The following is a 12,419-nucleotide window of genomic DNA, read 5'->3' on the forward strand; positions in this document are numbered from 1 at the left end:
CCCCATTTATCAGGCGCAATGCCGGATAATGCGCTGCCACGCCCTCATGTGCGGCGTCGAGACCGGCGGTAGTGTCGTGATCGGTAATCGCCAGCACGTCCACTTGCATGTTTTGCGCCCGCATTACCAGCTCCGCAGGCGTTAATTGTCCGTCGGAAAATGTCGTGTGACTGTGTAAGTCAATTTTCATGTATTTTCAAATTTAAGGTTGACACAGTGTGCGTTTTGTTTTCTTCTATAGGCCAAGTATACGGATTGATAGCGCGAATGCCTATCAAACTTCAACGATAACGAATTAAGACAGAATACGACAATGCTTACACAACCCCAAAACAGCCACAATGTGGCAACTATCTGGTGGTGGCACTCCCTTCATTAAACGGGCGGTGTGAGCGTTAGTGCGCAGAATAAACAAGAAAAGGCCCGTTACATACGGGCCTTTTTTTTAATTTTTTTAACCGGAGTAAAGCAATGAGTTTGGCCGAATTAGGCGTCGTACCGGGAAAAGTGGAAACCATTGAACGAACGGCAACCTACATAAACGATCCGCTGGCAGCCTTTGCCGGATTATGTGGCAATCAGCCCCATGCCCTGCTGCTGGAATCCGCTGAAATCGACAGCAAAGACAACCTGCAAAGTTTATTAATGGTAGATGCCGCCCTGCGCTTCGAATGCCGTGGCCAGCAGGTTAACCTGGAAGCGCTCAGCGCAAACGGCAAAGGCATGCTGCCCCTGTTTGCCAATCTCACCATCGCGGGACTGGAATGCAGGGTACACAGTGACACTCAGCTTACGCTTACCTGCTATACCAGCCACGACGAATTAGACGAAGATGCCCGACTCAAATCAGCCAGCGTGTTTGATGTACTTCGCAGTGTTGTTAACCAAATCAAACCTATCCGCGCGCACCACAACGCGGTGTTTCTGGGCGGTGTATTTGCCTACGACCTGTTAGCCACTTTCGAGCAATTACCCAATGTGCCTGAAGGCGACAACGACTGTGCCGACTACGTGTTTTATCTGGCCGAAACCCTCATTACCTTCGACCACCAGACCCGTCAGGCAACCTTACTTGGCAGTGTATTCAGTGGCGCTGAAGTGGCCACCAGCTACTTTGCCATCGCGCAGCGACTGGAGCATCTGGCTGCTGAACTGCAACGGATACCGGCACTGGATTTAACGCCAGTTGAGGTAGTAAATGCCGACCTCAGCGTAGACAAATCCGACGACACATATTGCCAGGACGTGCTTACGTTAAAAGAACACATACTGGCAGGGGACATCTTCCAGGTTGTTCCATCCCGTACTTTTTCATTACCCTGCCCCGCTCCGCTTACTGCCTACGCTGCACTTAAACAACAAAACCCCAGCCCTTATATGTTTTACATGCAAGACAAGGATTTTACGATTTTTGGCGCCTCGCCAGAGTCGGCATTAAAGTATTCGGCACAGAGCAATGTAGTGGAAATCTATCCTATTGCTGGTACGCGTCCTCGTGGCAAGCGCCCCAATGGCGAAATCAATCCGGATCTGGACAGCCGCATCGAGCTTAATTTGCGCGAAGATCAGAAAGAAAAAGCCGAACATTTAATGCTGGTAGACCTGGCCCGTAACGACGTTGCCAAAGTGTCTGAACCCGGCACGCGATACGTGAAAGATCTGCTCAAAGTAGACCGTTACTCGCACGTAATGCATTTGGTTTCACGCGTAGTAGGCAAGTTGCGCAATGATTTGGATGCGCTGCATGCGTATCAGGCGTGTATGAATATGGGCACCCTGGTTGGCGCCCCCAAAGTAAGTGCAGCTAATCTGATCCGCAAAGTTGAACAAAAACGCAGGGGCAGCTACGGCGGCGCAGTGGGCTATTTAAATAATGCCGGTGATATGGACACCTGTATTGTTATCCGTTCCGCATTTGTGAAAAACGGCACCGCTTACATTCAGGCCGGCGCCGGTGTGGTGTACGATTCTGATCCCCAGGCAGAAGCCGACGAAACCCGCAACAAGGCGCAGGCGGTAATTAATGCAGTGAAAAGCGCTATGGTAGTAAAAGGAGTGTCAGCATGAGTCAGCCCGTTACCGTATTCCTGCTCGACAACGTCGACTCCTTTACTTATAACCTGGTAGACGAACTGCGCACCATGGATTTAAAAATCGTGGTGTACCGCAATAACGTGTCGGCGCAATTATTGTTCAATAAAATGCAGACAGCGGCTGAAAGCGGACCGGTTTTACTGTTATTATCACCTGGCCCAGGCGCACCGCATGAAGCGGGATGCATGCCGGAACTGTTATCGCTGGTTCAGGGGCATTTCCCGGTACTGGGAATTTGTTTAGGGCATCAGGCTATAGTGGCACACTACGGTGGCAAAGTAGGTCGGGCTGAAGATGTTATGCACGGTAAATCATCGGCCATAACCCATACCGGCGAAGCCATGTTTGCCGGATTGCCTCAACCGCTGCACGTTGCGCGTTACCACTCGCTGATGGCCACTGAATTACCCGACGATTTAACGGCGTTGGCAACCGTGGGCACCACAGTTATGGCAGTATACCAGGCACAAGACAATATGCTGGGTTTTCAGTTTCACCCTGAGTCTATTTTAACGGCGCAGGGCAGCCAGTTGTTGCTGCAAAGTATTCACTATTTGACCAAAGGGGCCTAATCCCATGGCTGACTACACGGATATCATTGAGAAGCTGTTCGCCGGCCAGCATTTGGCGCAGGCAGAAGCATTCTCAATATTTAATCAGGTGATGCACGGTGAGTTATCTGACGTAAAACTGGCCACTTTGTTAACCGCCCTGAAAATGAACGGCGAATCGCCCAATGAAATCGCTGGCGCAGCCAGCGCGATGGTGTCGAATGCGCGCCCTTTTCCAACGCCTGACTACCCCTTTGGTGAAATTGTGGGCACCGGTGGCGATGGTCATCACACCATCAATATTTCCAGTGCTGCTGCACTGGTGGCGGCTAGCTGCGGTGTTAAAGTAGCCAAACATGGCAACCGCAGCGTATCGAGTAAATCAGGCTCTGCCGACTTTTTTCGCGAGTGTGGCATTAAACTCGATATTACGCCCGACGTAGCACGACAGTGTATCGACAGTACTAACTTCTGTTTTTTGTTTGCGCCGGTTTATCACGCAGGTATGCGCTTTGCAGCACCGGTACGGGCCGAAATAAAAACCCGTACGCTGTTTAATATTCTGGGTCCGTTGGCAAATCCAGCCGGCCCAACCTTCGGCGTATTTGGTGTCTATACCCCATCGTTATTAGAAGTTTACGCGCAAACACTGAATTTATTGGGCCAACAACGCGCTTTAATCGTACACGGTGATGGCCTTGACGAACTGGCGTTGCACGGCCCTACCCAGGTAGTCGAGCTTGAGCATGGTATTACTACTCAATACACATTAACGGCCGATGACTTTGGATTACAAAGTGCGCCGTTAAGCGCCATCGCAGGCGGCGAACCACATGAAAACAAAGCCATGATTGAAGCGGCCCTGTGTGGCAAGGGGCAGGAAGCGCATATTGCCGCCATTGCCATGAACGCGGGAGCACTCATTAAAGTGGCCGGTGCAGCAAATTCGTTTAAGCAAGGCGCCAGCATGGCGCTGGATGCCATGGCCAGTGGTGCACCATTAAAACTGATTAAAAATGTGGCTGAAGTCAGCCAACAGGAAGTCACTGAATGAGCAACGTACTTGCGAAAATTGTAGAACACAAACACGTTGAGTTAGCTGAGCGTATGGCAGCGTTACCGCTGGAAACCGTAAAGGCCAATCTTACGCCGTCTACCAAAAGCCTATTCGACGCACTCTCTGCGCCCAATGCCGGTTTCATTCTTGAGTGCAAGAAAGCCTCTCCGTCGAAAGGGCTGATCCGCGAAAAGTTTGACCTGGATGAAATTCTGGCAGCGTATACGCCCTATGCCGCGGGGATCTCGGTACTCACCGACGAGAAGTACTTTCAGGGTAGCTATGATTACCTGGCGTATGTAACCGAGCGCGTTGAACAACCCGTACTGAACAAGGATTTCTTTGTAAACGAGTATCAGGTTTACCTGGCTCGTTACTACAACGCCGACGCTATTTTACTTATGCTGTCGGTGTTAGACGATGAGACCTATATCCGCTTGGCTGAGCTGGCCAACAGTTTGTCGCTGGATATCCTTACCGAAGTGAGTAACGAAGACGAAATGACGCGTGCAATTGCGTTAAAAGCCAATATCATTGGCATTAACAACCGCAATCTGCGCGACCTGTCAACCGATCTGGCTACCACAGAAAAGCTGGTACCCATGTTAAAAGCTGCCACTCACAACTATGTAGTGATCAGCGAATCCGGTATTTATACTCATCAGGATGTGTTGCGCCTTGCGCCGCTTTGCCAGGGCTTTTTGGTAGGCAGCGCGCTAATGGCTCAGGCAGATTTGAATCTTGCGGTTAAGCAACTGGTGTACGGCAAGGTTAAGGTATGTGGCATGACCCAGCCCGAGCAAACCGCTCACGCGTTTGCCAGTGGCGCCAGTTATTGCGGGTTGATTTTCGCTCCGCATTCCAAGCGCTGCGTTACCCCTGAACAGGCCAAAGCCATTGTTGAACAAACCCCGGGCCGTTATGTTGGGGTATTTGTAAACCAACCAATTGAAATGGTTTTACAGGTTGCGAGTGAGCTGTCTTTAACAGCAGTGCAATTGCACGGTGACGAAGACACGGTTTTTCGTCAGCATTTGCGCAATAGCCTACCCAAAGGCTGCGAGATTTGGCAGGCCATCGGTGTTGCCGGTGAACTCCCCTATCTCATTCACGCGCTGCTGGACGACGACACGCTCGATCGCGTGTTGCTGGACTGCCAGGTGGGCAGCCAAACCGGTGGCACTGGCCAGCAGTTTGACTGGTCGCTCATTCACAGCGAACTGGAACTGGACAAACTTATTATTGCCGGTGGCATTTCACCTGCCAATGTGGCAGATGCACAGGCAACCGGTGCCGACATGGTAGACGTGAATTCGGGCGTTGAAGTAGCGCCCGGCAATAAGTCTGACCAACAGGTAACAGAACTCTTTTCGGTGTGTCGCCGATATTAATGAATCAGGACCACAAATGAATCAATTAGACTCAAAATTTGGGGAATACGGTGGCATGTACGTGCCCGAACTGCTTATTCCTGCACTCGATCAACTTGAACAGGCTTTCCTGGAAGCCAAAGATGATCCGGCCTTTAACGCAGAGTTTTTGTCGTTATTAAAAGACTACGCTGGCCGCCCCACGGCCATGACGCTTACCCGGAACCTGGTGGCGAACCCCAAGGTAAAACTGTACCTAAAGCGTGAGGATCTGCTTCACGGTGGCGCGCACAAAACCAATCAGGTATTGGGTCAGGCCCTGCTAACCAAACGCATGGGTAAAACCGAAGTGATCGCCGAAACCGGTGCCGGACAACACGGTGTAGCCACGGCGCTGGCCTGTGCTCTGCTGGGCTTAAAAGCCCGTATTTATATGGGTGCCAAAGACGTTGAACGTCAGGCGCCTAACGTATTCAGAATGCGTTTAATGGGCGCAACGGTGATCCCGGTTGATTCTGGCTCAGGCACACTGAAAGACGCGGTTAACGAAGCGTTGCGCGACTGGTCGGCCAACTACGACAAAGCCCACTATTTACTCGGTACCGCGGCGGGCCCTCACCCATTCCCCACCATAGTGCGCGAATACCACCGCATGATTGGCGAAGAAACCCGCGCGCAAATGCTGGAAAAAGAAGGTCGTCTGCCGGATGCCGTCGTTGCCTGTGTTGGCGGTGGCTCAAATGCCATTGGTATGTTTGCCGACTTTATCGACGAACCGTCAGTGCGACTGGTAGGTGTAGAACCGGCCGGAAAAGGCGTGCATACCAAGGAACACGGTGCGGCTATTGGCAAAGGCACCAAAGGAATTTTACACGGTGCTTATACCTACATAATGCAGGATAAGCATGGTCAGATTGAAGAAAGCTACTCGGTATCTGCCGGCCTGGATTACCCGGCAGTAGGGCCACAGCATGCCTATCTCTCCGATATTGGCCGCGCAGAATACGTATCGGTAACTGACGACGAAGCACTTAATGCGTTTCAGTTGCTTGCGCGTAAAGAAGGGATCATTCCCGCACTGGAATCGTCTCATGCCCTGGCCTATGCCCTGAACATGGCCGACGAAGCAGAAGAAGAAACAATCATAGTGGTAAACCTGTCTGGTCGCGGTGACAAAGACCTGGGGCACGTAATTAAGATTTTGGGAGATCAGGTGAATGGATAGATATGCAGATATGTTTGCCCGCCTAAAGGCGCAACAGGAAGGGGCATTTGTACCTTTCGTAATGATAGGCGATCCAGACCTGGAAACCTCTGAAAAAATCATCACCCAGCTTATTGAAAGCGGTGCGGATGCCTTGGAGTTAGGGATCCCGTTTTCGGATCCGGTCGCCGATGGCCCCACCATTCAAAAAGCCGCTATTCGTGCGCTGGACAATAGTGTTACGCCCACGAAGTGCTTCGAACTGCTGGCCCGGATCCGCGCTAACCACCCCGATATTCCAGTTGGCTTGCTGTTGTATAGCAACCTGGTACTGGCTAAAGGTGTAGACGGTTTTTACGCCGAGGCAGCCAAAGCGGGTGTCGACTCTATTCTGATTGCCGATGTGCCGATTCGCGAAGCAAAACGCTTTATTGACGCCGCCAATGCCAAGGGCATTAAGCAAATTCTGATTGCACCACCCAATGCGACTGATGCCACTTTCAAGGCAATTGGCGATTTGTCTGCCGGGTACACCTACCTGTTGGGCCGCGCCGGTGTGACCGGAGCAGAAACCGCCGCCACTATGCCAGCTGCGTCACTGATTGAAAAACTGGTGAGCGTGAATGCGGCTCCGCCGTTACTCGGTTTTGGTATTTCCAACCCTGAGCAGGTAAAACACGCCATTGAAAGCGGTGCCGCCGGTGCCATTTCCGGTTCGGCAACCGTAAACCTGATTGAGAAACACCTAAATGACGTGCCAGCCATGCTGAACGCGCTGAACAGCTTTGTGTCTTCCATGAAAGCTGCAACGAGGAAGTAGCCATGTTTTATATGATTTGTGCCACAGACGTAGAAAACAGCCTGGAAAAACGCATGGCTGCGCGCCCTGCTCATCTGGCCCGTTTAAACGCGTTAAAAGACGAAGGGCGTTTGCTTATTGCAGGCCCCTTCCCGGCTATCGACAGCAACGATCCGGGTGAAGCGGGTTTCACAGGCTCACTGGTTGTGGCTGAATTCAACAGCCTGACAGACGCCCAAAACTGGGCCGATGCCGACCCGTATATTGAAGCCGGTGTGTACGCCTCTGTCGTAGTTAAGCCATACAAAAAAGTCCTGCCGTAACGCGCAAACAATAAACGCAGGTGCAATTTCGTTGCACCTGCGCCACGCGATGATAGTATATTCAGACAACATTCAGCCAGACACAGTTATGCTCACCCCATAGTTGTTAAGGTGATTACCGCCGTCGGAGTATTATGTTCAGAATAAGTGCCCTGTGCGTTGTATTGATTATGTTGCTGACCAGCCCTGCTGCATTTGCACAACAAGATCAAAACAAGCCGGTCAAAAACACCGCCCAAGCTGCCGAACAAGCCAAACGGCACGTTGACGGCCGCGTGTTAAAAGTGGACAAGACCCAAAGTGCTTACCGGGTAAAAATGCTCAAAAAATCCGGCCGGGTAGTTACCTTAGATGTAGATAAACGCTCAGGCGAAGTAAAGCCGAGCAATGGCAGCAAGGACGACCAGTAGTATGAGAATGTTAATTGCCGAAGATGACAGCCGGTTGCTGATGCAACTCGACACGCTGTTGCAACAGCAAGGCTATAGTGTGGATTTGGCCGACGATGGCAACAAAGCCCTGTTTCAGCTAAAGGAAGTAAACTACGATTTAGCCATTGTTGATATTGGCCTGCCCAATCTGGATGGCTTTGATGTGATCCGTCAGGCCCGTGCCGATGGAGTAACCACGCCGGTATTAATTTTAACCGCACGCGATCGCTGGCAGGAAAAAGTAGAAGGACTGGATGCCGGTGCCGACGACTACCTCACCAAACCTTTCCACAATGAAGAATTACTGGCGCGGGTAAAAGCACTCATCCGACGCGCGTCAGGCCAAGCCAGTTCACTGATAGAATTTGGCCCGGTAAGCCTGGATATGCAAGCCAAGGAAGTGCAGGTAAATGCCAGATCCATGGACTTAACCGCCTACGAATACAAAGTAATGGAATACCTGATGCTGCATCCCAAAAAAGTGATTTCAAAAACGGAACTCACTGAGCACATCTACGATCAGGACTTTGATTTAGACAGCAACGTAATTGAAGTGTTTGTTGGCCGTTTGCGCAAAAAGCTCGATCCCAATAATACCCTGAAGCCCATTGAAACCCTGCGAGGGCGCGGATACCGCCTGAGTCAGTCGCTTACTGGCGAATAACCGCGGGTGCGCAGTTTATCACTTCGGGTACGAAGCCTGCTCATAGCCTGCGTGGCGTTGGTGGTGTTTATACCCGTAACCGTGCTAACGCTGTCGCAGGCTTACACTTCCAGCCTGGAAGAAGCCAAGTATAACGAACTCAAACTCATGACACTGTCGCTCATCTCGGTATTCGAGATGGACGACGGTGCCCCCGTGATGCCCGACATGTTGTTCGACGAACAGCTTAACCTGCCCAACTCCGGTTATTTGGGGGTAATACAGCTTACCCAGGCCACGGTTTGGATTTCTGCATCGGGATTGGAAACGCACATTGAATCACTGCCAGCTTCACCGGATGTAGGTGGCGAATTGTATGTGGCCGAACATGCGCTGGACGGACAGCACCCCACTTACTTTGCCTATAGCTACACCGCCGAATTTGAAGACGGCGACAACTATTTGCCGGTTACGTTTTTTGTATTTAACAACAATGCTGACTTCGAAAACGAACGCCGGATTTATTTGCGCTCAGTGTGGCAATACCTTATCGCGTTAGGGCTGGGGCTGATTGTTCTGTTGGTACTGGGTATGAATACCCTACTCAAACCGGTTCGCGCACTGATTAGCGAAATTGAACATACCAGCAATGGCCAGCAACAACAGCTTACAGCGAATTACCCCAGCGAGTTTACGCCATTAAAACAAAGTATAAACGCCCTGCTAAGTGCGGAAGCCGAGCAGCGACAGCGTTACAAAAACAGCTTGGGTGACCTGGCTCACAGTTTAAAAACCCCGCTGGCTGTTGCATTAGGCACGCAAGGACTACCCGCATCGGCGCAAGAGTCGCTGCAACAAATTGACGCCCTTATTCAGCGCCAGCTAAAACGGGCCACAGCGGGCACCACAAGCTGGGATAAAGGCATTGCCATTGCGCCTGTTGCGCAACAAATAAGTAACGCTCTGAATAAAGTATATCGCGACAAAGCGTTGCAAATTGCGGTAAACGGCGAACAAGGGCAGTTTTTTGGCGACAAAACGGACCTGATGGAAATACTGGGTAACCTGATGGACAACGCCTGCAAAGCAGCAGAACGCCACATTCAGGTAACGATTAACGAAACCCCTTATCAAACCGAATTGTACATTGAAGATGATGGCCCGGGCATTCCACCAGAACAAGTTGAACGTCTGCTCACCCGCGGACAACGCCTGGACTCCTACACCGAAGGTCAGGGCATTGGCATGGCCGTAGTGGCCGACCTGCTCGCCGCTTACGAAGCCAAGCTGGCCATTGGTCGCTCAGAATTAGGCGGCGCCATGTTCACCATCACCTTCCCGGCTCCCATTCGCATGCCGGGTTAATTGGGTTTTGTAGTTTTTTGATTGGTTGAATTGCGAGGGATAAACCTGTTTAAGCTTTAAAATAAAGTCGCTTCAATCCTCAGGTTTTGAATGAATGCCTAACTTTTAAAATAAGGACAGACGCGCAGGCTTCAATGCGAAGCAGTCTACCTGTTTTTGTTCCAGTACGCCGCGCACGACTTGAAACGATTAATAGGCCTTAATTACATTGTGTAATACCACCCCAATTGTCGTTGAAATGAACTTGGTGGTATGTTGTTGCCCACGATGGCCGAGAGAGATTTAATTTTTCTGGATGAAATATTATTTCACTACTACAACCCCCAAAAACAAAACCAGCTGAAAATATACTGATTGATACATTCCCAGTGTAATACTCAACAGCAGTCGCCTTTGTAGTTTTAAACAATTGAATATATTCATCATAGCGCGAGCTTGTTAATAGATAGGTACCCGAAACGACACTAAACGGTACATATTGACCGTAACTTTTGCTCCAGCCTTTTTCGGTTAGCTCATATTTACCAATTCTTCCGTCTCGGATTTCAAAGTAATCATGTTCACGAGAATCAATAGCGATCATTTCCTTCAATTTCTCTAATCCGCTTTGATTTTGATTGAAGTACTCTATTAATTCAGCTTCGTTAGGGGCTTCATCCGTATTTTGGGCGCATCCAATAAAATTTATACAAATGATTAAAAGAAAAAAGCGCATAAATTCAACCCCAGGCATAACGCCGCCTACAAAGGCCGAGTGTTAGCGAGGCCCAGCCAGCACGCCTTCTGCGCTCGCGAATGTACTTAGCATCGTTAGCTGATGAATTAATACACTTGACCATTCAGAGAAATGCCTGATTTGTTAAAAAGAAACAGTGAAGCGCATGAACTAAGAGCAATGACAAATAATAAGTAATATATTCGGTGCATGATTTTCAGCTATTTCCTTGAGAATCGGAGCAGTTTCGCCGCGACCGGCGCCGTAGGCGCGTAGTTGATTGATCTGTTTGGGTTAAGTTACTGTGCATACTCTATGATCCTTACTAATTTAGGATCTATCTGTAATGTCACATTTGAACCACTTTGAACCCATATTTCACCAGTTTCACCATTACTTAGGGATAACGTTGATTCTCTACCAATGAGGTACTTTTTCTGCTCTCCAACATAATAATAGCCATCTACAGATATTTCATAACTACAGATTCCATCACAGTCAGACCAATTCCATTTTATATTCCACTCGGTTTCTGGCGGGACTTCTAAGCTAAGGTTATCCATGAAATCAGACGATAGACTAACTTCCCTGATTTTTTCACCGCGCTCATAAAATGTTGAGTAATTTTTTTGCTCACCAATCTTTAATAGCGTTGCGCAATCCAAGGCACTTTTATCGTTTGGAACTATTTGCTCCTTGCGACACAGCCAATACCTAGAATGCTCAGGATTGTATCGCCAACTATATTGATCAATGTAAAACCTAGAAAGAATATCCATCGATTTTACGTCACCGCTATTTGCTTTGTCATATAACTGTTTGTTGGCTGTCAGTATGTCACCAGCATACACATAGATGCTTAATACTAATCCAAAAAATAACACTAAACGCCAAACTTTCATGAGTTACCCTCCCCCCATAAGAGGCTAGTACCTGTGGTCTAAAATACGAAACGAAGTGACAGGAGCCTACGTGTTAGTATCCCGTAGCCTTTGCTTGTTAGGTGATTTCACTCACTAATACCTTGATAAAACTGTCTAGTTCATCCCTGTACGATTTATTAACTCTACCGAAATAGCAACCTATGTTTTCGTGGCCGACAACATGGCATCCGTACGCCTTTTCGATAGGCAGCGTTTTCAAATCATCTCTTCCCGAGAAAGCGATAGTAAACTTTGGAATCCCATTTGGCCGCGCGACTTCCCAATAAGCGGAGATGTCGTAATCATTTCCTGGCAATTCGTTTACAACAAGCCATTTACTGCGCTCTAAGGCATTTCTTAAAAGCTCTAAATGTTCAATGCTCACAGTATCACCTAACACCTAAATTTGCGGCACAAACAGACAGGCTATAATAGCGAAGCCATCTTGCTGTTTGTGTTCCAGCCCGCCTGCGGGCGACATAATTTTTTTGTTAGGTTGCTTACTCATTTACAACCACCAATTCCTTTGCCTTGAACGATTTTAATTTACCAGAAAATATCGTACGCCCTTGATAATAAAATTCACACTGAGGTAATTCTGGAGTATTAAACCCCCAACGTTCATCTCCCTTTCGCATATATGTTCCATGAGTTTGAAATCCATTATGAGAAATAATGAGAGTACCTAAACTATCAGAGGATGTTGCAGATTTATTTAAATCAGAAGCGACATATGAAGCTATAGTTCCTTCATCTCCTGTGCATTTAAATGAGACGCCCTGGACGGGAGACTTGTTGCTATCTACAAATACGAATGAATACTGCCTCACAGGGGAGCTGCCATGCCACATGACTTCAGTAGCCCTATCTGTTGGGCCGGAAGTGCAGGCCACTATTAAGAACATTAAAACAACAGCTAGAAATCGGTTTAGCATCGGCAACCT

At 49.0% G+C, this 12,419-nt stretch carries 15 protein-coding genes; 10 read left to right on the forward strand and 5 right to left on the reverse strand.

What is annotated here, in order from left to right:
- The coding region (locus ACLR2L_RS08500) for a PHP domain-containing protein (protein ID WP_413367390.1) at window positions 1–190 on the reverse strand (190 nt) is incomplete at its 3' end.
- 281 nt (window positions 191–471) lie between these two features.
- On the opposite strand from ACLR2L_RS08500, the gene ACLR2L_RS08505 reads away from it, so the two are divergent.
- From ACLR2L_RS08505 to ACLR2L_RS08550, 10 genes are all read left to right on the forward strand, one after another.
- Window positions 472–2,067 (forward strand): anthranilate synthase component 1, encoded by a 1,596-nt coding sequence (locus tag ACLR2L_RS08505; RefSeq protein ID WP_413367392.1) that lies wholly within the window; start codon window positions 472–474, stop codon window positions 2,065–2,067.
- The gene (locus ACLR2L_RS08510) at window positions 2,064–2,666 is read left to right on the forward strand and encodes an aminodeoxychorismate/anthranilate synthase component II (protein ID WP_413367394.1); all 603 of its coding nucleotides are present in this window, start codon (window positions 2,064–2,066) and stop codon (window positions 2,664–2,666) included. Before ACLR2L_RS08505 ends, ACLR2L_RS08510 begins: the two co-directional genes overlap by 4 nt.
- 4 nt (window positions 2,667–2,670) lie before the next feature.
- The gene (gene trpD, locus ACLR2L_RS08515) at window positions 2,671–3,699 is read left to right on the forward strand and encodes an anthranilate phosphoribosyltransferase (RefSeq protein WP_413367396.1); all 1,029 of its coding nucleotides are present in this window, start codon (window positions 2,671–2,673) and stop codon (window positions 3,697–3,699) included.
- Window positions 3,696–5,093, forward strand: coding sequence for a bifunctional indole-3-glycerol-phosphate synthase TrpC/phosphoribosylanthranilate isomerase TrpF (gene trpCF / locus ACLR2L_RS08520; RefSeq protein WP_413367398.1), 1,398 nt, complete (start codon window positions 3,696–3,698; stop codon window positions 5,091–5,093). The genes trpD and trpCF overlap by 4 nt, the downstream gene beginning before the upstream one ends.
- 16 nt (window positions 5,094–5,109) lie before the next feature.
- Window positions 5,110–6,297 carry a tryptophan synthase subunit beta gene (trpB, locus tag ACLR2L_RS08525; RefSeq protein ID WP_140960085.1) on the forward strand — a complete coding sequence of 396 codons (1,188 nt, stop codon included), beginning with the start codon at window positions 5,110–5,112 and terminating at the stop codon, window positions 6,295–6,297.
- Window positions 6,290–7,096 (forward strand): tryptophan synthase subunit alpha, encoded by an 807-nt coding sequence (gene trpA / locus ACLR2L_RS08530; RefSeq protein ID WP_413367401.1) that lies wholly within the window; start codon window positions 6,290–6,292, stop codon window positions 7,094–7,096. Before trpB ends, trpA begins: the two co-directional genes overlap by 8 nt.
- A 2-nt stretch (window positions 7,097–7,098) precedes the next feature.
- Window positions 7,099–7,398 carry a YciI family protein gene (locus ACLR2L_RS08535; protein ID WP_140960087.1) on the forward strand — a complete coding sequence of 100 codons (300 nt, stop codon included), beginning with the start codon at window positions 7,099–7,101 and terminating at the stop codon, window positions 7,396–7,398.
- A gap of 134 nt (window positions 7,399–7,532) precedes the next feature.
- The gene (locus tag ACLR2L_RS08540) at window positions 7,533–7,808 is read left to right on the forward strand and encodes a PepSY domain-containing protein (RefSeq protein ID WP_413367403.1); all 276 of its coding nucleotides are present in this window, start codon (window positions 7,533–7,535) and stop codon (window positions 7,806–7,808) included.
- Between the two features lies 1 nt (window position 7,809).
- Window positions 7,810–8,493, forward strand: a complete 684-nt coding sequence (locus tag ACLR2L_RS08545; RefSeq protein WP_140960089.1) for a response regulator transcription factor — start codon at window positions 7,810–7,812, stop codon at window positions 8,491–8,493.
- A 6-nt stretch (window positions 8,494–8,499) separates the two neighbouring features.
- Entirely contained in the window at window positions 8,500–9,837 is a 1,338-nt protein-coding gene (locus tag ACLR2L_RS08550; RefSeq protein ID WP_413367406.1) for an ATP-binding protein, read from the forward strand.
- A 199-nt stretch (window positions 9,838–10,036) separates the two neighbouring features.
- Here the strand turns inward: ACLR2L_RS08550 and ACLR2L_RS08555 are convergent, their stop codons facing one another.
- The 4 genes from ACLR2L_RS08555 to ACLR2L_RS08570 form a co-directional block, all read right to left on the reverse strand.
- Window positions 10,037–10,570: a hypothetical protein gene (locus ACLR2L_RS08555; protein ID WP_413367408.1), complete on the reverse strand. Its 534-nt coding sequence runs from the start codon at window positions 10,568–10,570 to the stop codon at window positions 10,037–10,039.
- Between the two features lie 281 nt (window positions 10,571–10,851).
- Window positions 10,852–11,454 carry a hypothetical protein gene (locus tag ACLR2L_RS08560; protein WP_413367410.1) on the reverse strand — a complete coding sequence of 201 codons (603 nt, stop codon included), beginning with the start codon at window positions 11,452–11,454 and terminating at the stop codon, window positions 10,852–10,854.
- Window positions 11,455–11,551: 97 nt separating this feature from the next.
- Window positions 11,552–11,860 carry a hypothetical protein gene (locus tag ACLR2L_RS08565; RefSeq protein WP_413367412.1) on the reverse strand — a complete coding sequence of 103 codons (309 nt, stop codon included), beginning with the start codon at window positions 11,858–11,860 and terminating at the stop codon, window positions 11,552–11,554.
- Between the two features lie 115 nt (window positions 11,861–11,975).
- On the reverse strand, window positions 11,976–12,410 hold the full coding sequence (locus tag ACLR2L_RS08570) for a hypothetical protein (RefSeq protein WP_413367414.1): 435 nt from the start codon (window positions 12,408–12,410) through the stop codon (window positions 11,976–11,978).
- Between the last annotated feature and the right edge of the window lie 9 nt (window positions 12,411–12,419).

Origin of the sequence: Alteromonas sp. AMM-1, assembly GCF_047290655.1 — a bacterium.
In the GTDB taxonomy this organism is placed as follows: Bacteria; Pseudomonadota; Gammaproteobacteria; order Enterobacterales; family Alteromonadaceae; genus Alteromonas; species Alteromonas mangrovi.